This is a genomic window from Bradyrhizobium sp. CCBAU 11434 (genome assembly GCF_028128895.1).
Classification (GTDB): domain Bacteria; phylum Pseudomonadota; class Alphaproteobacteria; order Rhizobiales; family Xanthobacteraceae; genus Bradyrhizobium; species Bradyrhizobium zhengyangense.
In genome coordinates this window covers 60,646-81,539 of the sequence record NZ_LBJX01000084.1, presented here as the reverse complement: position 1 = coordinate 81,539, position 20,894 = coordinate 60,646, and the positions used below count along the sequence as shown (strand labels likewise).

Genomic DNA, 20,894 nt, shown 5'->3' with positions numbered 1-20,894 from the left:
GGGACGTGCGCGGCGGGGACATTCGAACGGGCGAGCTGTTCAGCTACGTTGACTTGGAGGCGCGGGTCCGGCGTGATCATCCGCTGCGAGCGATCCGGACGATTGTGAACGAGGCGCTGTCGACGCTGGAGCGCGAGTTTGCCGCGCTTTATTCGCCGATTGGGCGGCCGTCGATCCCGCCGGAGAAGCTGCTGCGGGCGATGCTGTTGCAGGCGTTTTACTCGATCCGCTCGGAGCGGCTTCTGATGGAGCGGCTGGAATACGACCTGCTGTTCCGCTGGTTCGTCGGAATTGGCGTCGACGACGCAGCCTGGGACCATTCGGTGTTCTCGAAGAACCGCGACCGGCTGCTGGAAGGCGACATCGCGGCGAAGTTCCTGGCGGCGGTGCTGGGGCAGCCCAAGGTGAAGAAGCTGCTGTCGAACGATCACTTCTCGGTCGATGGCACGCTGATCGAGGCCTGGGCCTCGATGAAGAGCGTGAAGCCGAAGGACAGATCTGGCGAGCCGCCGGCGCAAGGCGGCGGGCGCAATGCCGATGCGGACTTCCATGGTCAGAAACGCTCGAACGACACCCATGCTTCGACCACCGATTCCGATGCCAGGCTCGACCGCAAGGGTAAAGGCAAGGAGACGAAGCTGTGCTTCATCGGGCATGGGCTGATGGAGAACCGCCACGGCCTACTGGTCGACGCTTGCCTGACGCAGGCCGACGGGCATGCTGAGCGGGTGGCCGCGCTGCACATGATCGAGTCTCGTGCCGACCGGCCGACAGCGATCACGCTTGGCGCCGACAAAGCCTACGACGCAGAAGACTTCGTCAACGAGCTGCGCTCGATGAACGTGACGCCGCATGTTGCACAGAACACCAGTGGCCGTAGTTCTGCAATTGACGGGCGAACGACCCGGCACGATGGCTATGCCGCCAGCCAGCGCATCCGCAAGCGGATCGAGGAGGCATTCGGCTGGATCAAAACGGTCGCCGGGCAAGAGAAGACCAGCTTCCGTGGCCGTGATCGCGTCGGATGGGCCTTTACCTTCGCTGCAACCGCCTACAATCTGGTGCGGCTGCCCAAGCTGATCGCGGAGACCGGCTGATGGCCAAGGCGCCCGGCTTCGCCAAGGCCTTTGTCGGCCGCTGGCGCATCGTCGAGATGGACTTCTGGGACAGCGACTTCCTCGACCTCGTCGAAGAGGCGCATCTCACCTTCGAAGGCAAGTCCGACGGTGAAATCGCGTTCGGTGCGCTGAAAGGCTTTCTCGACGTCCGGTACGGCACCCGCGACGGATCGGCCTGCGCCGAGTTCCCATGGCAAGGGCACGACGAAGATGACCCGTCCTGCGGTCGCGGATGGGCTACGATCGGCACTGCGGGCAGGCTCGTCGGCCACTTCTACATCCACAATGGCGACGATTCAGCCTTCGTTTGCGAACGCGGCTGAGTTCTTCAACACCCTGCTAGGCCGACAAACCGTTACCTGCATGCCGGACGGCTAGCTTGCGCTGCCGTTCAGCATTGATCGCAAGCCGCTTTACTAAGTCGGCCTCGGCCATCCAAAAGACTTCGTCTTCGCCCTGCATTTTCGAACGCTCAACGCAAAACGCCGACTTAGCTTGAAAGTATTGTTTCGTTTCCATACAGCTTCTCCCTGCCATCTCTCTGTAGCAAGCAATATGCCAATTCTCTGTCAGCCAGTTCACACTTTGTCTGTGCAATTATGAGCTTAGGAACCGGCTGTGGAGTGAAAAGGTTAGCGAGAAGCTTGCTTTCGGCACGCTGTGGAAGCAACTCCCAACATTTCTGCTGCTTCGGTTGTGCCCTAGGTTTCACCCGCATCCACTGCGCGTAGCTCGCTAGTTCTGACCAACACCTTGAACAGCACCGCTGGATGATCGCCGCGTCGCCCGGTCGCCAACGGTCGATGTCCTCAAAGCGCATCCCGTCGAGATCAAGTTTTCGACAAACTCATCGGCAACGCGAAGAGGATTGCTCCCGCCGACCCAATACTCGAGACATTCCGGCAAAAACGTTGATTGAACGCGATCCGCGCGTTCAATGAACCGTCGCATCGATCGTCTCCGAAATCCCCGAGACGATATCTATTCGACTCTTTGTTTTCACGCAGCAAAGGACACAAGCCGGCAGCCTACCGCTGCCCAAATTTCGTCGGCAGTGGCCCCGAAACCCAACGTCGACGCGGGGTGTATCAGCTGACGGCTGGAGGTTTCGTCGACCAGTTGTTGGAATGCGGTCAGTGAACGAGATAGCTGATGCACCACCTTTTTGTCTCGGCGCACATTTTGATCGTGATGTCTGTCGGACTAATCAGACCAAGAATAGATCCGTGTGCAGACTCGCGGAGACCGGCTGATGGCCAAGGCGCCCGGCTTCGCCAAGGCCTTTGTCGGCCGCTGGCGCATCGTCGAGATGGACGTCTGGGACAGCGACTTCCTCGACCTCGTCGAAGAGGCGCATCTCACCTTCGAAGGCAAGTCCGACGGTGAAATCGCCTTCGGTGCGCTGAAAGGCTTTCTCGACGTCCGGTACGGCACCCGCGACGGATCGGCCTGCGCCGAGTTCTCATGGCAAGGGCACGACGAAGATGACCCGTCCTGCGGTCGCGGATGGCCTACCATCGGCACTGCGGGCAGGCTCGTCGGCCACTTCTACATCCACAATGGTGACGATTCAGCCTTCGTTTGCGAACGCGGCTGAGTTCTTCAACACCCTGCTAGAGGATACTCCACGACTGCATCGCGCAACCCAGCATATACCTTAGATGTCGGATCGTTGCCGATCTCGGTTGAGAGCAATTCAGCGATCGCGAATGCTCTCTTTCTGAATTGCTTCTGAAGATCCTCAATGCTCGACGAGATCTTTTTAAGATCACTATATTCCGGCTCGTTTTCCAGAAATCCGATTTTGTCGGCCAGCGGCTTCTTCAACGCATTTGCCTCCTTCTTAAGGTAGGCTACGATGTCGCCGATCTTGCTAGCTCGATTGATGACGAACTCACGTGCAGCTTGAGCTGGGATTATCAGCCTTTGTTGGGCGTGCAACGCGGTATAAACCTTTGCTGCGGCGTCAAGCGTGGTCTTGTTGAGCTGGTAGGGAAGAAGAAGAATGTTCGCGTCGAGGACAACCAAACAATCTCCCTTTATGTCGACGATTGGAGCCTGCTTTTGATCGAACAATCCTTTTGGATCGGGTAGTACTTTCCTCAAAAAATTTGGATCGCTTAGATCGGCTACCGCTCCAGCATCCTTTGCGGATTCATTGTCCTCGGTCATCTCAGCTGCTCCGCTTACCCTTCCGCTACACTTAACAAGTGAAGCGGCGCCGACACAACCATTCTTCCCGCAGCGCGATCTACTCAACGATCTGCTTCAGATGCGGGCCGTGCCGCTACAATATATAAGCTCCACTCCAGCTTCGAGGAGTGCTCGACCGGAGCAGCAGTCAAAATGCACCCGCGCCACGCGATTGTTCGTATATTTCGGATCATCACCGGCCGGTCGGTGTGCCTAAGTACCTGCAGATCCCAAGCGTGGTTTGTATGGACGAAATCGTTCCCGGCTTCCTTATCCGTCAATATGACGTAGACTAAGAAGCGTGTTCCACGCGGATGTGCAAGTCGCAGGGCCTTCGAGGAGACGTACACCCCTGCCCCTCCCCCCACTTTCCTGCTATCTCTCCCCCGCCGTTCCGGCCCAAAGCAAAACCCTCCGAAGACCCAAAGGGAGCAACAACCATGCGTTATCTCCACACCATGCTGCGCGTGCGCAATCTCGATGTCGCGCTGAAGTTTTACCAGGATGCGCTGGGGCTGAAGGAGGTGCGGCGGATCGAGAACGACAAGGGGCGATTCACGCTCGTGTTCCTGTGCTCGTCGGACGATCTCGAGGCGCTGAAGAAGCAGCCGCAGACGCGTGGCGCGCCGCTGGTCGAGCTCACCTATAATTGGGACGAGGAGAAGTACGGCGAGGACCGCTTCTTCGGCCATCTCGCCTATGAGGTCGACGACATCTACGCCACCTGCGCGAAGCTGCAGAAGGCTGGCGTCACCATCAACCGGCCGCCGCGCGACGGCAACATGGCCTTCGTCCGCTCGCCCGATCTGCACTCGATCGAGCTGTTGCAGAAGGGCGAGCCGAAGGCGCCGGCCGAGCCGTGGGCGTCGATGCCGAATACCGGCCATTGGTAGGCGCTATCGGCAGGAACCACCGTCGTTCCCCCGCGTTCACTCCAGGACAATGCAATTGGAGGAGGAAACAATGGGACGCGGTTTATTGTTGTGGATGCTGGGCGTGCCTATCCCGGTGATCATTCTGCTGTGGCTGTTCTTCGGCCATTGATTCCTGAGCAAACGCATTTTGCGTTTGTCTCAAGCGCAAACGCATTTTGCTGATGTCGCGCATTCGGCTGGCCTGCAAGGAAAGCTTCGCTCCCCCGAGCGGAGCTTTTTGCATGAGAGACGCGCGGCAATGCCCGTCGCTGCGTGCTGCGAATTCGGCTATCACCCGCGGCAGAGCATGATCCGGAAAAGTGTGAAGCGGTTTTCCGAAAAGATCATGCTCAAACAAACGGGAACGCCGCGGGAGACGCTCGATGCCGGACACACAGCTGACGATCTGGGGCCGCGCCAATTCGGTCAACGTGCAGAAGGTGCTGTGGTGCCTGACCGAGCTCGAGCTGCCCTATCAGCGCATCGATGCCGGCATGGCTTACGGCAAGACCCGCGAGCCCGGCTATCTCGCCATGAACCCGAATGCGCGGGTGCCGACGCTGGTCGAGGGCGACTTCGCGCTGTGGGAGTCCAATTCGATCATGCGCTATCTCTGCATGGCGCATGGACGCGGCACGCCAATCTATCCCGAGGCGCCGAAGCGGCGCGCCGGCGTCGACCGCTGGCTCGACTGGACGCTGTCGATGGTGCAGCCGGTCGACCGCCCCGTGTTCTGGGGCATCGTGCGCACGCCGCCGGCCGAGCGCGACATGGTCAAGGCGCAGAAGGATGCCGATGCCGCCGCCGAGGTCTGGGCGATCGCCGACCACCATCTGGCCTCGCGGCCGTTCATGGAGGGCGATGCGTTCACGCTCGCCGACATCGCCATCGGCGCCTATGCGCGGCGCTGGCTCGGCGTCGAGGGCATCACCCGACCGGCACAGCCGAACCTGACGCGGTGGCTCGCCGGGCTCGGCAAGCGGCCCGGGTTTGCCCAGCATGTGGCCCCGCCGATGTCGTGAGCCGCCGGCGCGGCTTAAGCTACGGAGAGCGCGCGCAAAATTGCCGTTGGCGCGCAAAACGGCTCGCGCCCGGCGTCTACTGTGCATGGGGTTGTTTTCGCGTTTTGGTTTGAAAGGCCTAACGCCTGACACGCTCGACCAGCACGACGATGGCGATCAGCGCCAGGGTCACCACCGCGGTCGCCAGCCTTGCGGGCCATGAGAGCCCGCGGCCGACCCACCACAGCAGCGCGCAATACATCAGCGCGGGGACGAGAAGATCGAGCCGCACCAGATCCGGTGACATCGCCGCCTCAGTGCCTGACCACGGTGTCGACGCTGACCGTCCCGCCGATCTTCACGCAGGTCCCCTCGACCATGGTGAAGCCCCGGCCATAGGCGGCGCAGGCGTTGGCCTTCGCCGTCCCACCGGTGCCCTTGAGCGGCAGGGTCTTGGCCGATGGCTCGGTGGACGGAAGGCGCAGGGTCTCGGCCGCGGCGGCGGTGGTCATCGCGAGCAGGACGAGCATGAGAAGGGTACGCATGCGGCCCTTGTAGCGTGGCAGGCTACCGGGCGCTATCCGGACGGCCGCAGCGGCAGTTCAGAGGAACCTGATGCCCGCCGACTTGCCGCGACGCCAGACCACCTGGCAGCTCCGCCCGGTCCGCGCATCCCGCGCGAAGGCCATCCGGATCACGCCCGGAAGCTGGCTGGCATCCTCGTCCAGCGTGATCCTGGCCCCCGAGGCCGAGATGTCCTGGACCAGGCAATGCCGCGCCGCGAATCCGCCGTCGAGCGTGATCCAGGCGTGCTGCGACAGCAGCTTGCGGGCTGCGCGCTTCTTGGGCTGAGGCATCGGCTAAAAGATCTCCCGCCCCCAGCGCTAGCCCAGGGAACCCTAAGAAACCGTTGCAATCACGTCCCGAACGAGCCCGGGGCCGGCTATCCACCGGGGCCCAAAGAGCCTGCCGGAACGGCTTGCCCACGGCCGCAAAGGCCACTATACGTTCGCCCGCTGCAAGCCGCCGGGCACGACTCGGCCGGCCAGCGGGCCTGTCGCCAGGTGCGGCGTGGCCTTGCGTTTGCTCCCTTCGTCTATCGGTTAGGACGCCACCCTTTCACGGTGGAGAGAGCGGTTCGATTCCGCTAGGGAGCGCCACGCACCAGGCTTCCCCTCACCGCCCAGCCGCGAACTCGCCCTGCACCTTGGCGCAGGCGAGCCCGACCGTATAGACGTGGATCCCCTCGATCACGCAATGGTCCGGCTTCAGGGCCAATAGCCCGATCGAATTCTCGGCATCGAGCTCCACCGCCGAGCGGACAATCAGGCAGGGATAGTCAGCCGCCAGCCTTTCATAGCTGTAGGGACGAAAGTCGTTCTTCAGGACGTGGGTGTAGGTGTTGTGGTCCAGCAGCGGGACCGTGAAGGCTCCGGCATAGGCTTTGGAGAACCGCTCCCGCATCGGCTGGTCGCCCCACGGCCGCAGCGTCATGTCCCAGCCGTGGTTCATGTCGTTGTTCTCCGGCGCGCGCGTGAACATGCCGGAAACGTTGGCGCAGGCGGGGCCGGCCGTGACCACGGCCTTCGAGAGCCTGGCCCCGATCGCGTTCAGGGCGGATGATTGCAGCGCCGTAGCGCGCGCGTCGATCAGTGTTGTCGCACCCATGGCAACACACAGGCCGCCGGCAACGAGGCTCAGCGCGGCCGACGGGATGGCCGGGAGCAGACGTCTGATCTGCACCACGACCAGGACGAGCACGCCGCCGGTCAGGACCCAGGACGCCATCATGTAGTGCAGCGCAAAGTGCTTCGACGTTGCCACCAGATGGGCGGCAAAGATCAGCACGGCGGCACCGAGTGACAGGTTGACCGGCTCCCGCCAGGCCCGGTTCTTGATCCACGACGCCAGCGCCACCACCGCGGCAGCAACGTAGACGCCAGTCACGAACGGCGCCGATGCCGCGATCTCGCGCATGTTGGACCAGAAGGTCTTGAAGTCGATGAAGCCGGGCTCGCCTTCGCCGTAAGTGCCCTTGTGGGTCGCGATTTGCACAAGCCACCCGAAACCGCGCGTGATCGTTCCCGGATTGAAGATCAGACTGAAGGCAACGAAGCCGATCGCCCCGGTGATCAAGGCGGCGACGAAAGCGCGCCGATTTCTGAGCAGGCACACGGCAAACAGCGCCTGCGGGAGATAGAGATATTTGGTCGCGAACCCGAGCGCAAAAATCAATCCGGACGCGACACCGAGGCGCGTCTCCGGCGGATGCTCGTCGAGCGTCGCCTTGACCACGATCGCCATGCCGAACAGGGCGATGGCGACCATGAGGCTCTCGGGCGCGAGCACCGTCTGATAGTGGAACGAATCGGAATGGACGAACGCGCCGGCCTGAAACAGCATCGCAGCAATGGCGCTGCGCGTGGTCCGGCCGACGATCAGCCCACCGGCCAGCAACGCACCGGTGAGAACCAGCGCCTCGCATGTCCGCGCCGCATAGGTGATCGCATCGTAGTGCTTGAGCCCGAATTCGACGATATCGTCGGCCCGGGCGAGCAAGGCCCAGCCTCTGACGATCAGCTCGACGAGAAGTGTCGTGGTCGTTCCCGGATGATCGAACTTCAGCGAGCCATACCCGGCAGCGGCCACGAGCCCGTTCATGGTGTAGGCCGACTCCGGATCGACCTGGACGCCCCACACCGCCTGCCAGGCCGAATAGAGCAACGTCGCCGCCAGATACAATGCGGGGACGATGAGGATCAGCAAGGTTCTGATCCTCCCGCTCAGGCGGGCGTCAGGGAAGCAGCAATCGTCTGACATTGTCCGCGACCTAGATCGCCTTGATCTTGAGGAAGGCGAAAGCCACCATCTTCAGCAACATCCAGCCGTGTCGAAACCTCGAGATCCGGGTCTCGCCATAGGTGCGTGCTGCGTAGCGGATCGGCAGATCCACCGATTTCAGATTGAGCTTCGATGCGCCGAAGATCAGGTCGAAATCGCCGACGCGACTCCCGGCCGGAATCAGAAACCGGAGATAACGCTCGTCCTCGCGGTGGAAAAAGCTGTTTTTCTCGCGCCACGCCACGCGATCCGTGGCGACGCGCCCAGCGTGATCGAGAATGCCCGCTTTTCGCGGCGACAGGCAGCCGGACGCTACGGTCATGTCCATTGCAAGGCCCGGTTGAGCCTGCTCGAACTGAAACCAACTGCAAAATCAAACGCTGCTGCAAAAAACGCAGCGGCCGTGAAAATAGGCATCAATATGGTCCCCCAGACCTCGCAGTACACAAGCGCAACTGGAGGGCGAGATCAACAGGAAGATGGTCGACGAGGGCTTGCTGGATGTGTCTGGCATCAGGGCTTTGAAAGAGGTCCCGGCTAGAACGTCGACGGGCAGCTTTGCCCCGCCCGGCGATAGATAGATCGCGTTCCGGCATGAACCTCCCTGCCCCTCACCTTCGACCAATGTCGGAAGGAAACCGCCTCGCCCGCCGCGATGGCGTCACGGACTGAAAGATCTGGTTCGGCGCATGGAGCAGCCCAAATCCACCACGAACGACCAGTCCGGCATCTCGTCGACGACGAGCGCGCCCCCCACCTGGATGCATCGCACGGCAGCATATTCACCGGACCGGCGCGCCAAGATGCTGGAGCACATGGCGCGCGCCAGATCGACGCCCCAGCATCAGCCCGCCGCCGCACCCATGTCGGCACAAAAGAGCGGCCTGGACATCCTCGGTGATCTCTTCGGCTATGTCGTCCTGTTCGGCGCAATCGCCATTCTGTGCATGTCGCGCATTCCTCTCTATCTCGGTGCGTTTCTGTTCTTGGCCGACGACGAGCGCATCGAAGGCGCCTTCGCGGCGGTCGGCGTCCGGTTCGAGCCCGATACGGTTGGGCCCGACCTCATCAAAGGGTTCGCGTCATGGATCGGATGGATCGCCCTGCTCGCGTGCTTGCGAACTTCCGCCCCCGTCTGGCTTGCGCCGCTCCTGCCGCCGTCGCAGTCGTGGACCTACATCGCCGGCATGGCCCTTGCGCTCTCCGTGGTCGAAGCGCTCGGATCGCTTGCGATGCGACGTGCACGGCTACGACTCGGATGGGAGATCGGGGTCGACAGCCTGACTTTTACGACCATCAAATTCGTGATCGCCATCGGTGCGCTGCTGCTGGTGGTGCTGCTCGGCACTGTTTGAAGACCTCGTCCGATCCGCGGGAGGCCAAAATGGCCTGAGCGGTCGCGATGACGCCGTTGTGATGCACGCGCCCTATAACCGGGACGTTTTGCCGCCACCCCCGGCACACAATCGGCGCGCCCATTTACCAGAAATTTACCCCTGCTCCTGAGCTCCGGTATCATTTGCTTAGAATTTGATTGCTACCGTGGAATTACGGAAACAATCCGAAACACAATCTGGCGCTTATGTCCGTCGCAGAATTCCTCAGGCAGCGAGCAGTGGAAGTGAGCGTGAGCGGCAGCTATTCGCTGCATCGCTGGTACGATTGCGAGGGCAAGCTGCGAAACTTCGCCTGCCGCACCAAGCGCGTCTCGCCGTTCCGCATGATCGTGGACGTGCCGGTCGTCGGCAAGATCGGCGAGCGCGTGACCTCCTACTTCCAGGATTTCGGCGAATTCCAGTGCACCATCAGCGCGACGCTCAAGTCGGGCTTCCTGATGGAGCTCGACATGACGCGGGCGCGTCGCGCCTGGATGTCGGAAAAGCTGACCTGGCTCGAGAAAAAGCAGAGGGACGATAGCATCAAGGAGCTGCGGCGCGATGCGCGTTTCGTACCGCAGGCCTCCCACACTATCCTGACGCTCGCCGACGGCAGCAGCCATTCCTGTTTCATCATCGACGTCTCCACCGCCGGCGTCGCGATCTCCTGCGAATACGACCCGCCGATCGGAACCCCGCTTGCCGTCGGGGCCTGCGTCGGTCGCGTCATCCGCAAGTTCGACAATGGCTTTGCGGTGAAGTTCGCCGAGAAGCAGGAGCGCGACGACCTCGTCCGTTTGCTCGTTCGCCAGGCCGTGCTGCAGCCAGCTTAATCGCCGTGGGCTCAGTCTCCTGCGATCCTTGCCCATCAATCGCTGCCCTAACCCGGCCCCAATGCAGGATCAGCCTTTGACGGTCCGGCGTGCCGGACGTCATTTGAAGACTTGCGATCGGGGGACCGGATGGCAGTCGACAGGATCACGGTTGACAAGATTACTTGGGACCGGGTCGGCCGGGTCACCGAGCCCGGACGGTACATGTACACGTTCGGCTGGTTGACGATCACGGCCGGCGATCTGAATATCTGGAAGCAATACCCGCGAGCCGCATTCACGCTGCTCGCACGCGCATCCGAGCCGGACGAGAACATCGCCGGGGAATTCCGTCTCGGCGCTTTCGATGTTGCGCCCGACACCCCATTGCCATTCACCACGCATTGAGCGTCGGAAGCGCGGGCCTTGCCGCCTATGCGTCCCAGCACAGGCGAGAACGGGAACCCATGGCATGCGCATTGCTTAATGATTGTCATGATGCAGATCCCAGCCGTCGACCAAGCCTTCCTGCTGTTCCTTTTGGTCTCCTGCCTTGGCACGTGCCTCGTACGTGCCCTCTGGGAGTTGGAGCAGATCCGAGCCCGCCGAATTGCGTCACCGCCGCGCCAACGCCCAACCAAGCGTGACTAGGTCCTCAGGCCGGCCGAGCGTTGTCCGGGGGAGGTTCGTCGCCACCCCTGGACTCGCTGCCCGCAGACGTGCATCGTAAATCGAAGAAACTGGCGCACCATCTTGATCTAACTTAGCAATTCCGGTCCAAGGGCAGACGCGGGACTTGTTACCATCGACGGCAGGGAGGTCGTGTCATGCAATTGATCGCGCTGGTATTCTACACGTAGGGGTCCTGATGAACGCGAGCTGTCGAGCTTGTTAAGCGACCTGACAGCCGGCGCATGACAGATGGTCGCACTGCTGCGAGTGGATAAGCCGGCCAAGGGAACCTATTTTCGACGCCGATGTACCTGATTGAAGCTTTACCCACCGTCATCGGAACGGCCGCCATCGCCCCGGCACTGCTGATGCTGTGGCTTGTGATTGCCGCCGAGGAACGTCCCGGACCGCCCGCTCAGGTCTGGACGGCATTCCTGCTCGGCGCAGCCAGCATTTCGCTTCTCGGCCTCGCCCGGGCTCCCTTCGCCAAGATGGTTGCCGCGCCCGATAATCCCTGGGCGGCGCTCGCCATGCACTCGGTCTTCGGCGTCGCGCTGCCCGAGGAGGCCGTGAAGGTGATCGCGATCGTGCTGGTGTCCTCGACCAAGCGGCGGACCTTCGCCAATCCCATGGATACCGTGGTCTATGGCGCCGCTGTCGGGCTCGGCTTCGCAGCCTACGAAAACCTCGCTTATCTGGTGCAACATGCCGAGATGTGGCGATCACTAGCGGCGCTACGCAGCGTGCTCACCGTGCCGTTCCACGGCGCGCTCGGCATCATCGCCGGCGCGTATCTGACGATCGCGCGCGCCGGCACGGCGCTAGGCGCGAACCGCCATCACCGCGACTGGGCCCGCCTCTCCAGCCGCCTGCTGATCTTCGCCGGCCCGCTGGCACTGCATTCGGCGTTCGACTTCCCGCTGCTCACGCTCCAGCGCATGCCGGACCTCGATCCTAACTTGCGAATGTGGCTCGGCGGCGCGAGCCTGCTGGTCGGCTTCAGCTCGATTGCATTCGCCATGCGACTGGTGCGGCGCGTCGCCCGCCATCATGCGCCCCGCACCGATATCGCGCGGGAACGTCTCAGCCAGCTACGCCGGATGTGGGCGCTGTGGCTCGCCGGCGGCGGCGTCGGCTTCCTTGGCCTCGCCTTCGTGCTGACCTCGATCCACCACTGGCTCGTCAACCCCGAGCGCAATTTGACGCTAGCCCTGATCCCGATCGGCTTCGTCTCGATTCTGCTGGGACTTGCGTTGTTGGTCGTTACGACCGCGATCTACGTGCTCGGCCGCAACCGCATCCGCACAACTGGCAACGGTTTTTCGTCAGCGCACGGCGGCGGTTGATCCACCGCATGGCAAGCGCGGTGTGCGCGTACTAGATTAAGCGCGCATCTTTCGATCTGGAGCTTGCCAATGACATCGCCTGAGGAATATTCACGGCTGCAATCCGCGATGAGTCAGGCGGTGAAGGCGCATTGGAAGGCTTTTCTGTTCGAAGGCATTTTGCTCGCCGTCCTCGGCATTGCCGCGCTGATCCTGCCGCCGCTCGCGAGCCTCGCCATCACGATCTTCCTCGGCTGGATGTTCCTCATCAGCGGCATCGGCGGACTAATCGTGACCTATTGGGCGCGCGCGACGCCGGGCTTCTGGTGGTCGTTGATCTCGGCGGCCCTCGCCGTCCTCGCCGGCATGCTGCTGCTGGCGCGCCCGATGCAAGCCGTGCTGACGCTGACCATCGTACTCGGCGCCTATTTCCTCGCCGAGGGCGTCACCACCATCATGTACGCGCTGGAGCATCGCCGCGAGCTGAGCGGCCGCTGGTCGTGGCTGTTGATCTCGGGCCTTGTCGACATCGCGATCGCGTTCATGGTGATCACGGGCCTGCCGAGCTCATCGCAATGGGCCATCGGCGTGCTCGTCGGCATCAACCTTTTGTTCGGCGGCGCCACCCTGATCGGCATGGCGCTGGCGGCGCGCAAAAGCAACAGTTGAGGCACATCGCGCACGCGTGCGCCGACGGGGGGTGACAACCCGCTGGCGGCACGCTATATGACCAACCATGATCACCGTCGCCACCAGCTTTTTTTGGTACTTTAGCTACGACAGCTTGCTGGCGGCAGGAGGATCGCGCTCAATCTAAGTTATTGAAGCAAAAGTCCGAACAGCCGCCAGACCTGGCGGCTTTTTTATTGGCCGGCAGGTTCTCGAAACAAACAGGAGCCCGCCGTGCTGAGCACGACCGACGATCTTCGTATCCGCGAACTGAAAGAGCTGAGTACGCCTGAGGACGTGATGCGGGAAGTCCCGCGCACCCTCACGGCAACCCGTGTGGTAATGGCGGCTCGCAACGCCATTCACGCCATCCTCAACGGCCATGACGACCGGCTGCTGGTCGTCGTCGGCCCCTGCTCGGTGCACGATCCCAAGGCCGCGCTTGAGTACGCCGAGCGTCTCGCCGCTTTGCGCGAGGACCTCGCCGACCAGCTCGAGATCGTGATGCGGGTCTATTTCGAGAAGCCGCGCACCACCGTGGGCTGGAAGGGCCTGATCAACGACCCGGATCTCGATGGCAGCTTCGACATCAACAAGGGCCTGCGGCTCGCGCGCAACGTGCTCTCCGCCATCAACAATCTCGGCCTGCCCGCCGGGGCCGAATTCCTCGACATGACGACGCCGCAGTACATCGCCGACCTCGTCTCGTGGGCCGCGATCGGCGCACGCACCACCGAGAGCCAGATCCATCGCGAACTCGCTTCGGGGCTGTCCTGCCCGGTCGGCTTCAAGAACGGCACCGACGGCAACGTGCGGATCGCCGCGGACGCGGTGAAGTCGGCCTCGCATCCGCATCACTTCATGGCGGTGACGAAGCTCGGCCGTTCCGCGATCGCCTCGACCGCGGGCAACGAGGACTGCCACATCATCCTGCGCGGCGGAGCCGAGCCGAACTACGACCCGGCAAGCGTCGCGGCGGCCTGCAACGAGCTTTCAAAATCCGGCGTCGCGCCATTGGTGATGGTGGATGCCAGCCACGCCAATTCGAGCAAGAAGCCGGAAAACCAGCCGCTGGTCATGGCCGACATTGCCGGACAGATCTCCGGAGGCGAGAATCGTATCATGGGCGTGATGATCGAGAGCAATCTCGTCGCGGGCCGTCAGGATGTGGTACCAGGCAAGCCGCTCGTGTACGGCCAGAGCATCACCGACGGGTGCATTGATTGGGCGACTACGGCTACCGTGCTCGAGCAGCTCGCTGATGCAGTCGAAATCCGCCGCAACACCGCGCGCGCCGGACTGCACGAGCGCTCCGCGTAATCAGGGCAAAAAGCGGGTGGGGCGATGCTGTTCGCGCCCTGCCCGCTCTTGCTATTAGCAGCCGCGGCAGATGCTCTTGATTTTCTTGTCGAGCAGAGCGTCTTCCTTGTTCACGGGATTGTTCGGGTCGTTCAGATTTTTCTCGCTTGGCACGTCGCCGGCACGCGGCTGACGATGACCGACGGGCGCGGAAGGCAGCGTTCCCGACGTGGCGCCGCCTGACGACGATGATCCCTTGGTGCCGGTCTGCGCGACCGCCGCTCCACCAAGCAAGACCACGAGCGACGCTACGAGCATGATCTTCTTCATATCCGTTCCTCCATTCCTCAAACCGGCGTTCCCCGACCGCTCACGTCTCAGGCGGATAAAGATGAACGTCGCCGCAATAGTCGACGATACGATAGCGCGTTTCCGTTACGGCATCACCCGCATCGACTGCGGTATTTTGCGCCGCCAACACATAATTCGGTCCGATCGGCGACTTGCCGGCGCCTCCCGGAATGTCGATGACATAATCCGGTTGGCACAGGCCTGACACTCGCCCGCGCAACTGCCGCATCAGATCCTGCCCGGTCACAAGCGTGGTGCGCAGATGTACGGTGCCCGGCGCGAGATCGCCGTGATGCAGGTAATAGGGCTTGATCCGGCATTCGACGAGAGCACGCATCAAATCCGACAAAGCGGCGATGTTGTCATTGACGCCGCGCAAAAGCACGGACTGGCTCACCATGGGAATCCCGGCATCGACCAGCCGTGCGCAGGCCTCGCGGGCCGTATCGGTGAGCTCGCGTGCATGGTTGGCATGCAGCGCTACCCAGGTGGTCGCACCCTCGACCTTGAGCGCTGCGACCATGTCCTCGCTGACACGCGCGGGGTCGGCCACGGGCACGCGGGTGTGAAGGCGGATGACCTTGACGTGATCGATTGCAGCGAGATCGGCCATGATCTCGCTCATGCGACGCGGCGACAGCATCAGGGGGTCGCCGCCGGTCAGGATCACCTCCCAGATCTCGCTGTGCGCACGGATGTAGTCGATCGCGGCGCGATAGGCGTTGTCCGAGAGCGCGTTTTCCTTGCCGGGACCGACCATCTCGCGGCGGAAGCAGAAGCGGCAATAGACCGCGCAGACATGGACGAGCTTGAACAGCACGCGATCGGGATAACGGTGCACGATGCCTGATACGGGCGAATGCGGGTGATCGCCGATCGGATCGGCATTCTCGCCCGGCTGCATCTCAAGCTCCGCGGCGGTCGGAACGAACTGGCGCGCGATCGGGTCATCGGGATCGGAGCTGTCGATCAGCTCGACCAGCGCCGGCGTGATCGCGACCGCATAACGGGCGGCAACGCGTTCCAGCGCGGGCAGCGCAGTGGCAGGAGCAAGGTCCGCAGCCACGAGCTCGGACGGCTCGCGCAATGTTCGTGCAATATTGGTCTTCGTCATCTCTCATCCGCAGGCGGTGTCCACACCACCTGATCAATCCGTGTTGCACCGCTTGCCAGCATCACCAGCCGGTCGAAGCCGAGCGCGACGCCGCTGGCTTCTGGCATTGTAGCAACCGCGGCCAGAAAATCCTCGTCCAGCGGATAGGCCTCGCCGTAGCGGCGCTGCTTCTCCGCCATGGACTCCGCGAAGCGCTTGCGCTGTTCTTCGGCGTCGGTCAATTCGCCAAAGCCGTTGGCGAGCTCGACGCCGCAGGCGTAGACCTCGAACCGTTCTGCGACCCGTGGGTCGTCTGTCTTCACCCGCGCCAGCGCCGCCTCGGGAGATGGGTATTCGAACAGAATGGTCAAACGCCCCTGCCCCAGATGCGGCTCGACATGTTCGACCAGGACCTTGCTGAAGATGTCCGACCAGGTGTCGTCCTCGGCGACCCGGACCTTGCCAGCGGCCGCCGCGGCGAGCGCGGACCGCTTACCGCTGGTGCCCGAGATTGTCGACAGCAGGTCGACCCCAGCGAAGCGCTCGAACGCGCCGGCAACGGTCAGCAGCTCCGGCTCCGCGAAGGGGTCGGCGGTCCGGTTCCGGAAGGCGAAGGTCCCGATTCCGGTCGCCTGTGCGGCGTGAGCGATGACAACGACCGTATCGGCCATGATGGCATCATAAGGGGCCCCCGCCCGGTACCATTCCAGCATGGTGAATTCGGGAAGATGCAGATCGCCGCGCTCGCGGTCACGGAAAACCCGGGCGAACTCGAAAATCCGCTCCTCGCCGGCTGCCAGCAGCTTCTTGCAGGCGAATTCGGGCGAAGTCCGCAAATATCTGCTGGCCCGGGTGCCATCGGGCCGGACGATCTCAGTCCGGGGGGCATGCAGATGCGTCTCGTTGCCCGGGGAGACCTGGAGAACGGAGGTTTCGACCTCGACAAAGCCCTGCTCGGTGAAAAAGCCCCTGACAGCCCCGGTAATGGCCGCCCTGGCCTGGAGGAAGGGCCGCCGGTCGAGGTGCCGTGAGGGGGTCCAGAACGGCGATATCGGCTTGTCCCCAGCCATTACCCGACCGTCCCCTGGGGCAGCAAAGTGCTGGCATCCAACGGCAAAATCAGTATGTTGCGGCCCGAAACGGGTGCCGAGGTCTGATTTGAGGCCCCAAGTCCCCCATCGATTTGACCACGTCCTGGCCTGAGCCGGGCCAAGCAAGCAGGAAATATAGCTTTGAGAGTCATCGCCAGTTCTATTCGCAAGGGCAACGTGATCGAGCAAGACGGCAAGCTCTATGTCGTCGTGAGCGCCGAGAACATCCATCCTGGCAAGGGCACGCCGGTCAGTCAGATCGAAATGCGCCGAATCTCGGACGGGGTAAAGATCTCCGAGCGTTACAAGACCACCGACCAGGTCGAAAAGGCCACCATCGAAGAGCGCAACTTCACGTTCCTGTATGAAGATGGCGACGGCTTCCACTTCATGAACCCCGAGACCTACGATCAGGTCCAGGTCTCCAAGGACGTCGTCGGCGACGCGGCCGCGTATCTTCAACCGGACATGACCGTCAAGCTGTCGACCCACGACGTCAACGTGGTCTCGCTCGCGCTGCCGCAGCGCGTGACGTTGGAAGTGGTCGACACCGAGCCGGTGACCAAGGGCCAGACCGCCTCGTCGTCCTACAAGCCGGCGGTGCTGTCCAACGGCATCCGCACCACCGTGCCGCCGCACATCTCGGTCGGCACCCGCATCGTCGTGATGACCGAAGACGGCTCCTACTCCGAGCGTGCCAAGGACTAGGCCAAGGACTGAGCCAAGGGATCGAGGATCAGGGCAAGTGCCGCCGGGGGGCGAGACAGTGGTTGGGAAGAGTTTCCGCTTCGTCTCGCTGCTCCTGGCGTCGCTCGCACTCCTCACCGCCTCGCCCGTCGCTGCGGACGAGATCCGCAGCCCTTCCCTCACAGCCCTGCGCGTCGATTGGCGCGCAGCGCTGGACCAGCTCCGCACCGAGATCAATAGCCGCCCACAGATCGCAGGCGATTTCATCTTCGTGCCCCGCCGTTCCGTCCCGCGGTTTGATCCACGCGGAATGCCGGCGCTGGTGCAGCTCAACGCGGTCTCTTCGCAATTCTTCGTAGGCATTGCCCGCAGCTCGGTTCCCGTGCTGCTGCCGTTCGATGCTGCCGCCTATCGGGAGGCGCAACGCAACGGTCCTCCCACCACATCAGCGCTCTCGCGCTACCAGGCCGATTTCAATCCCGTCGACATGTTCGACGCCGGCCCTGCCGGTTACAGCGCAACGTTCTCACTCGAGCCCGGCGCCGGCGACGGCATGCCGACCCGCGTGTTCGCAAAGCCGGTCGAAATTCAGATCACGGGATCGGCCCTCGTCTACGACATCGCCGATCCCGCCGGCGGCAAGGGCGAGCCAGTCAAGCCGCTCGCCTCGATCTATCCGGATCTGCGCAAGTTCATCCGCGAAGGCTATGTGCGCTATGCGTTCACGCGGTTTGGCGTGGCCTATGTGGTGTCGATCCAGTGCCTGGACAGCGTCGCAAAACCACGGCGGCTCGCGTGCAAGGAGGCCTACCCGGTCGCCGAGCGCTTCCTGAAGGCGCTGCATGTCGCAGGCGGTCAACGCATGCGGCCGCTGATGGACGTCGCCTCATATGTGATCGATCGTCCGGCCGCGCGTTCGGCAGATTTCGGCTACCGGCCCAGCGGCGACATCATCCCGAACACCGGCTATCGCAAACAGGGCGGCCATCCCGATGCGATGGCCTATGCGCAGATCCGCTTCCCGCTCGAGAAGGCGCCGGCCTTCGTGCATTCGCAATCCTACGCCAAGCGCGACAAGGATGACGGCCCGACCGCCTATCCCTGGCGCGACAATTTCTGCGAGTCCCGCAGCTTCGAGGTCTGGCAATGCGGCGGCGGCTTCGGCCACCAGGGCGAGGACATCCGCGCCGCCGACTGCCCCTCGACCGGTGATGCCCGCGAGCCCTGCGATCCCAAGCAACGCGGCGTCGTTGCCGTGCGCGACGCCATGGTGATCCGGGCCTCCAAGGACCAGGCTGCGACGCTCGAAGTCAACAGCCGCACCGAACACATCCGCTTTCGCTACATGCACATGAATCCGCAGGCGTTGAATGCCGACGGAGTGCTCAATGGCCGCGTCGTCACCGAGGGCGAGAAGATCGGCGTGATCTCGAACTATCTCGATCATCCCGCAGGCACGTCGATGCACCTGCATTTCGACGTCCAGGTGTTCACCCGCGACGGCTGGATCTGGGTCAGCCCCTACGTCACGCTGGTCTCGGCCTACGAGCGCCTGATCCGCGCCCGCGGGCGCGAGATCGGCACGGAGATCGCCGGCACCCCGCAACCGGTCGCGCACGCGCTGCCCGAAGATGTCATCAAGCCTGATCCGCGTGAGGGGTCGAGCAGCGAAGAGAACTGACCGGCCACGTCGATCGCATCCCGGACGAGCGAAGCGACATAAGGGATGCGACAGGCCAGCTAATCCAAATACGTCGTGAGCTGCGCGCCCTCATCCGCCACGAATACGGCGATCAGTTCGGCCGGCTCCGTGGTGCTGGCATTGGCGGAGACCAGATGCGTTGCGCCTGGCGGCTCGAAGAAGGACTGGCCGACACCGAACGTCTCGACCGGACCGCCACCAAGCTGGGAGCGGATCTCGCCCTTGGTGATATAGGCGGTCACCGAGCCGGCGTGGCGATGCGGCCGCGAAAACCCGCCCGGGCCGTAGAACACGCGGACGATGGTCACGCGCTTGCCCGGAACGTTGGGCAGCGCGTAGGAGCCGATCGGCTCGACTTTATCGAGCGGCGAGCTTTCTGCAGCGGTCGCGCACAGCGGTGCGAGCGCGCCCGACACGGTGTCCATCGTCACCGGCAGCACCTTGCCGATCGCGAATGCGCAAGCAAGTCCGCCGACGACGGCGAGCGCCATCGAGCGCGATTGACGTGGCGCGGCCGCCAGATTCATAGCCGTCATGATCATCTCCCCTCGTCTTAATCAGGATGCCGTTGCATTGGCGGCGACCTGCCGCTTCGGTGGCGTCCAGCGGAAGGCCGCGCCAAAACGGTTCCAGACATTGATCGAGGCAATTGCCGACGTCAGGTACATCAGCTCGGTCTCGGAGAATTCGCGCCGCACCTCGTCATAGACCTCGTCGCCGAAGCGGTCGGGCAGCAAAGTCAGTGCCTCGGCCCATGCCAGTGCCGCACGCTCGCGCGCCGAGTAGATCGGAGCCTCGCGCCAGACCGCAACGAGATGCAGCTTGTCGGCGGGCACCCCGAGCCGTTCCGAGAGAAGAACATGATGCTGTACGCAGAAGGCGCATCCGTTGATCTGCGAGGCACGCAGCTTGACCAGCTCGAGCAGTTGCTTGTCGAGCCCGGCCTTGGCCGCGACCTGACCGAGTGCCAACACCAGATCATACGCATCGGGCGCGATCCGTTTGAAATCCTCGTATTCGCTGCGCGCGTGCGACATTGCGGTTCACCTCGTGATATTGTAAGACTACTTACATCTTATAAGAGCTCTTATATTATGCGCAAGCCGACCGGCATCACGAAATCGAAATTGGAGCAAAGGGCATCGAGCGAGGAGGCTGCGGTGCGCGTACCCGCTCCCGGCGAGGGCAAGCGTGGCGAGCAGGGTTATCTCGGCTATCTGCTGCGCCAAGCCCACGCGGCCGTCCGGCTGAAGATGGAACGCACATTGGCCGATCTCGGCGTGACCTCGCCGCAATTCGCCGTGTTGACCATGCTGAACGCCTATCCGGGCCTGTCAGGAGCCGACGTCGCCCGCCTCACCTTCCTGACCCCGCAGACCGTGGGCGTGATCATCCGCAACCTCGAGCGCGACGGCGCGATTGCGATGACGCCGCACCCCGTGCATGGCCGCATCCAGCAATGGACGCTGACACCGCGCGGATCGACACTCCTCAGGACTTGCAGGGAGCGTGTGATTGGATTGGAGAAGCGTCTGGCCAATGGCCTCGATGCCAAGGCGGAGGCAAGCATTCGCCGATGGCTCGCCAATGTCGCGACGGAGTTGCAAGAGGACTAGGCGGGGCTAGTCGCCGCCTCCTCCGTCGCCGCCACCATCGCACCCGCCGAAATCGCCGCCCGCGGCGCCGTCACCTTGAAGATCTATCCGCCCTTCAATATGTTCTTAACCTCACCGTGAGGCCAGTCTTCGCC

26 protein-coding genes, 1 tRNA gene and 1 pseudogene are annotated in these 20,894 nt (G+C 62.9%); 15 read left to right on the top strand and 13 right to left on the bottom strand.

The features are described 5' to 3' along the window. The first annotated feature begins 5 nt into the window (after positions 1–5). A complete protein-coding gene (locus tag XI06_RS19180; RefSeq protein ID WP_271606143.1) occupies positions 6–1,097 on the top strand; it encodes an IS5 family transposase in 1,092 nt (363 codons plus the stop codon). Beyond that, positions 1,097–1,441, top strand: a complete 345-nt coding sequence (locus XI06_RS19175; protein ID WP_237874266.1) for a hypothetical protein — start codon at positions 1,097–1,099, stop codon at positions 1,439–1,441. Before XI06_RS19180 ends, XI06_RS19175 begins: the two co-directional genes overlap by 1 nt. A 16-nt stretch (positions 1,442–1,457) precedes the next feature. Here the strand turns inward: XI06_RS19175 and XI06_RS19170 are convergent, their stop codons facing one another. After that, positions 1,458–1,637, bottom strand: coding sequence for a hypothetical protein (locus tag XI06_RS19170; protein ID WP_237874265.1), 180 nt, complete (start codon positions 1,635–1,637; stop codon positions 1,458–1,460). Between the two features lie 733 nt (positions 1,638–2,370). Here XI06_RS19170 and XI06_RS19165 point away from each other — a divergent pair. Further along, positions 2,371–2,715: a hypothetical protein gene (locus tag XI06_RS19165; protein WP_271606140.1), complete on the top strand. Its 345-nt coding sequence runs from the start codon at positions 2,371–2,373 to the stop codon at positions 2,713–2,715. A gap of 5 nt (positions 2,716–2,720) precedes the next feature. Here XI06_RS19165 and XI06_RS19160 read toward each other — a convergent pair whose 3' ends face one another. Continuing rightward, positions 2,721–3,290, bottom strand: a complete 570-nt coding sequence (locus XI06_RS19160; RefSeq protein WP_271606139.1) for a PIN-like domain-containing protein — start codon at positions 3,288–3,290, stop codon at positions 2,721–2,723. A gap of 461 nt (positions 3,291–3,751) precedes the next feature. On the opposite strand from XI06_RS19160, the gene XI06_RS19155 reads away from it, so the two are divergent. Continuing rightward, a complete protein-coding gene (locus XI06_RS19155) occupies positions 3,752–4,204 on the top strand; it encodes a VOC family protein (protein ID WP_271606138.1) in 453 nt (150 codons plus the stop codon). 82 nt (positions 4,205–4,286) lie between these two features. Here the strand turns inward: XI06_RS19155 and XI06_RS19150 are convergent, their stop codons facing one another. Further along, entirely contained in the window at positions 4,287–4,583 is a 297-nt protein-coding gene (locus XI06_RS19150; RefSeq protein WP_271606137.1) for a hypothetical protein, read from the bottom strand. A gap of 25 nt (positions 4,584–4,608) precedes the next feature. Here XI06_RS19150 and XI06_RS19145 point away from each other — a divergent pair, with 25 nt between their 5' ends. Further along, positions 4,609–5,247: a glutathione S-transferase family protein gene (locus XI06_RS19145; RefSeq protein ID WP_271606136.1), complete on the top strand. Its 639-nt coding sequence runs from the start codon at positions 4,609–4,611 to the stop codon at positions 5,245–5,247. A 118-nt stretch (positions 5,248–5,365) separates the two neighbouring features. Here the strand turns inward: XI06_RS19145 and XI06_RS19140 are convergent, their stop codons facing one another. The 3 genes from XI06_RS19140 to XI06_RS19130 are packed head-to-tail and all read right to left on the bottom strand — an operon-like array spanning position 5,366 to position 6,083. Continuing rightward, positions 5,366–5,533: a hypothetical protein gene (locus XI06_RS19140; protein ID WP_237857911.1), complete on the bottom strand. Its 168-nt coding sequence runs from the start codon at positions 5,531–5,533 to the stop codon at positions 5,366–5,368. 7 nt (positions 5,534–5,540) lie between these two features. Further along, complete coding sequence (locus XI06_RS19135) at positions 5,541–5,771, bottom strand: hypothetical protein (protein WP_271606135.1); 231 nt, start codon at positions 5,769–5,771, stop codon at positions 5,541–5,543. Positions 5,772–5,828: 57 nt separating this feature from the next. Further along, a complete protein-coding gene (locus tag XI06_RS19130) occupies positions 5,829–6,083 on the bottom strand; it encodes a PilZ domain-containing protein (protein ID WP_128951962.1) in 255 nt (84 codons plus the stop codon). Between the two features lie 228 nt (positions 6,084–6,311). On the opposite strand from XI06_RS19130, the gene XI06_RS19125 reads away from it, so the two are divergent. Then, positions 6,312–6,386 (top strand) — tRNA-Glu (locus tag XI06_RS19125). Between the two features lie 16 nt (positions 6,387–6,402). Here the strand turns inward: XI06_RS19125 and XI06_RS19120 are convergent. Both XI06_RS19120 and XI06_RS19115 read right to left on the bottom strand, forming a co-directional pair. Further along, positions 6,403–7,992, bottom strand: a complete 1,590-nt coding sequence (locus XI06_RS19120; protein WP_271606134.1) for a hypothetical protein — start codon at positions 7,990–7,992, stop codon at positions 6,403–6,405. Between the two features lie 64 nt (positions 7,993–8,056). Further along, positions 8,057–8,227 (bottom strand): annotated as a pseudogene (locus tag XI06_RS19115) (glycosyl transferase); the annotation flags it as partial. A gap of 529 nt (positions 8,228–8,756) precedes the next feature. On the opposite strand from XI06_RS19115, the gene XI06_RS19110 reads away from it, so the two are divergent. The 6 genes from XI06_RS19110 to XI06_RS19085 all read left to right on the top strand — a co-directional run bounded on the left by XI06_RS19110 (position 8,757) and on the right by XI06_RS19085 (position 14,241). Next, entirely contained in the window at positions 8,757–9,422 is a 666-nt protein-coding gene (locus XI06_RS19110) for a hypothetical protein (RefSeq protein ID WP_237869160.1), read from the top strand. Positions 9,423–9,649: 227 nt separating this feature from the next. Beyond that, positions 9,650–10,276, top strand: a complete 627-nt coding sequence (locus XI06_RS19105) for a PilZ domain-containing protein (protein ID WP_237857918.1) — start codon at positions 9,650–9,652, stop codon at positions 10,274–10,276. Positions 10,277–10,405: 129 nt separating this feature from the next. Then, positions 10,406–10,663: a hypothetical protein gene (locus tag XI06_RS19100; RefSeq protein ID WP_271606133.1), complete on the top strand. Its 258-nt coding sequence runs from the start codon at positions 10,406–10,408 to the stop codon at positions 10,661–10,663. Between the two features lie 569 nt (positions 10,664–11,232). Further along, entirely contained in the window at positions 11,233–12,273 is a 1,041-nt protein-coding gene (locus tag XI06_RS19095; protein ID WP_271606132.1) for a PrsW family glutamic-type intramembrane protease, read from the top strand. A 69-nt stretch (positions 12,274–12,342) separates the two neighbouring features. After that, complete coding sequence (locus XI06_RS19090; protein ID WP_237857930.1) at positions 12,343–12,921, top strand: HdeD family acid-resistance protein; 579 nt, start codon at positions 12,343–12,345, stop codon at positions 12,919–12,921. A 234-nt stretch (positions 12,922–13,155) separates the two neighbouring features. Then, on the top strand, positions 13,156–14,241 hold the full coding sequence (locus XI06_RS19085) for a 3-deoxy-7-phosphoheptulonate synthase (protein ID WP_271606131.1): 1,086 nt from the start codon (positions 13,156–13,158) through the stop codon (positions 14,239–14,241). 54 nt (positions 14,242–14,295) lie between these two features. Here the strand turns inward: XI06_RS19085 and XI06_RS19080 are convergent, their stop codons facing one another. From XI06_RS19080 to epmA, 3 genes are read right to left on the bottom strand one after another with little or no spacing between them, the layout of a single operon-like run. Beyond that, positions 14,296–14,550, bottom strand: coding sequence for a hypothetical protein (locus XI06_RS19080; RefSeq protein ID WP_237869162.1), 255 nt, complete (start codon positions 14,548–14,550; stop codon positions 14,296–14,298). Positions 14,551–14,590: 40 nt separating this feature from the next. Beyond that, entirely contained in the window at positions 14,591–15,685 is a 1,095-nt protein-coding gene (locus XI06_RS19075; RefSeq protein ID WP_271606130.1) for a lysine-2,3-aminomutase-like protein, read from the bottom strand. After that, entirely contained in the window at positions 15,682–16,734 is a 1,053-nt protein-coding gene (gene epmA / locus XI06_RS19070; protein ID WP_237869166.1) for an EF-P lysine aminoacylase EpmA, read from the bottom strand. Before epmA ends, XI06_RS19075 begins: the two co-directional genes overlap by 4 nt. Positions 16,735–16,896: 162 nt before the next feature. Between epmA and efp the strand changes: the two genes are divergently transcribed. Together efp and XI06_RS19060 are read left to right on the top strand one after the other, a co-directional pair. After that, entirely contained in the window at positions 16,897–17,463 is a 567-nt protein-coding gene (efp, locus tag XI06_RS19065) for an elongation factor P (RefSeq protein ID WP_237857942.1), read from the top strand. 37 nt (positions 17,464–17,500) lie between these two features. Continuing rightward, entirely contained in the window at positions 17,501–19,123 is a 1,623-nt protein-coding gene (locus tag XI06_RS19060) for a M23 family peptidase (RefSeq protein ID WP_237869167.1), read from the top strand. A 59-nt stretch (positions 19,124–19,182) separates the two neighbouring features. Here XI06_RS19060 and XI06_RS19055 read toward each other — a convergent pair whose 3' ends face one another. Both XI06_RS19055 and XI06_RS19050 read right to left on the bottom strand, forming a co-directional pair. Next, the gene (locus tag XI06_RS19055) at positions 19,183–19,680 is read right to left on the bottom strand and encodes a cupin domain-containing protein (RefSeq protein ID WP_237857956.1); all 498 of its coding nucleotides are present in this window, start codon (positions 19,678–19,680) and stop codon (positions 19,183–19,185) included. A 21-nt stretch (positions 19,681–19,701) separates the two neighbouring features. Then, positions 19,702–20,181, bottom strand: a complete 480-nt coding sequence (locus tag XI06_RS19050) for a carboxymuconolactone decarboxylase family protein (RefSeq protein WP_237857959.1) — start codon at positions 20,179–20,181, stop codon at positions 19,702–19,704. 57 nt (positions 20,182–20,238) lie between these two features. Between XI06_RS19050 and XI06_RS19045 the strand changes: the two genes are divergently transcribed. Next, positions 20,239–20,760: a MarR family winged helix-turn-helix transcriptional regulator gene (locus tag XI06_RS19045; RefSeq protein WP_249798021.1), complete on the top strand. Its 522-nt coding sequence runs from the start codon at positions 20,239–20,241 to the stop codon at positions 20,758–20,760. Positions 20,761–20,894: the final 134 nt, after the last annotated feature.

Excerpts from the sequence above, each read along its gene's own strand:
- XI06_RS19100 (WP_271606133.1), top strand. The coding sequence starts at position 10,406 with ATGGCAGTCGACAGGATCACGGTTGACAAGATTACTTGGGACCGGGTC.
- XI06_RS19165 (WP_271606140.1), top strand. The coding sequence starts at position 2,371 with ATGGCCAAGGCGCCCGGCTTCGCCAAGGCCTTTGTCGGCCGCTGGCGC.
- XI06_RS19055 (WP_237857956.1), bottom strand. The coding sequence starts at position 19,680 with ATGACGGCTATGAATCTGGCGGCCGCGCCACGTCAATCGCGCTCGATG.
- XI06_RS19080 (WP_237869162.1), bottom strand. The coding sequence starts at position 14,550 with ATGAAGAAGATCATGCTCGTAGCGTCGCTCGTGGTCTTGCTTGGTGGA.
- XI06_RS19160 (WP_271606139.1), bottom strand. The coding sequence starts at position 3,290 with ATGACCGAGGACAATGAATCCGCAAAGGATGCTGGAGCGGTAGCCGAT.
- XI06_RS19140 (WP_237857911.1), bottom strand. The coding sequence starts at position 5,533 with ATGTCACCGGATCTGGTGCGGCTCGATCTTCTCGTCCCCGCGCTGATG.
- XI06_RS19110 (WP_237869160.1), top strand. The coding sequence starts at position 8,757 with ATGGAGCAGCCCAAATCCACCACGAACGACCAGTCCGGCATCTCGTCG.
- XI06_RS19145 (WP_271606136.1), top strand. The coding sequence starts at position 4,609 with ATGCCGGACACACAGCTGACGATCTGGGGCCGCGCCAATTCGGTCAAC.
- XI06_RS19075 (WP_271606130.1), bottom strand. The coding sequence starts at position 15,685 with ATGACGAAGACCAATATTGCACGAACATTGCGCGAGCCGTCCGAGCTC.
- XI06_RS19105 (WP_237857918.1), top strand. The coding sequence starts at position 9,650 with ATGTCCGTCGCAGAATTCCTCAGGCAGCGAGCAGTGGAAGTGAGCGTG.
- epmA (WP_237869166.1), bottom strand. The coding sequence starts at position 16,734 with ATGGCTGGGGACAAGCCGATATCGCCGTTCTGGACCCCCTCACGGCAC.
- XI06_RS19135 (WP_271606135.1), bottom strand. The coding sequence starts at position 5,771 with ATGCGTACCCTTCTCATGCTCGTCCTGCTCGCGATGACCACCGCCGCC.
- XI06_RS19090 (WP_237857930.1), top strand. The coding sequence starts at position 12,343 with ATGACATCGCCTGAGGAATATTCACGGCTGCAATCCGCGATGAGTCAG.
- XI06_RS19130 (WP_128951962.1), bottom strand. The coding sequence starts at position 6,083 with ATGCCTCAGCCCAAGAAGCGCGCAGCCCGCAAGCTGCTGTCGCAGCAC.
- XI06_RS19045 (WP_249798021.1), top strand. The coding sequence starts at position 20,239 with ATGCGCAAGCCGACCGGCATCACGAAATCGAAATTGGAGCAAAGGGCA.
- XI06_RS19050 (WP_237857959.1), bottom strand. The coding sequence starts at position 20,181 with ATGTCGCACGCGCGCAGCGAATACGAGGATTTCAAACGGATCGCGCCC.
- XI06_RS19095 (WP_271606132.1), top strand. The coding sequence starts at position 11,233 with ATGTACCTGATTGAAGCTTTACCCACCGTCATCGGAACGGCCGCCATC.
- XI06_RS19155 (WP_271606138.1), top strand. The coding sequence starts at position 3,752 with ATGCGTTATCTCCACACCATGCTGCGCGTGCGCAATCTCGATGTCGCG.
- XI06_RS19170 (WP_237874265.1), bottom strand. The coding sequence starts at position 1,637 with ATGGAAACGAAACAATACTTTCAAGCTAAGTCGGCGTTTTGCGTTGAG.
- XI06_RS19175 (WP_237874266.1), top strand. The coding sequence starts at position 1,097 with ATGGCCAAGGCGCCCGGCTTCGCCAAGGCCTTTGTCGGCCGCTGGCGC.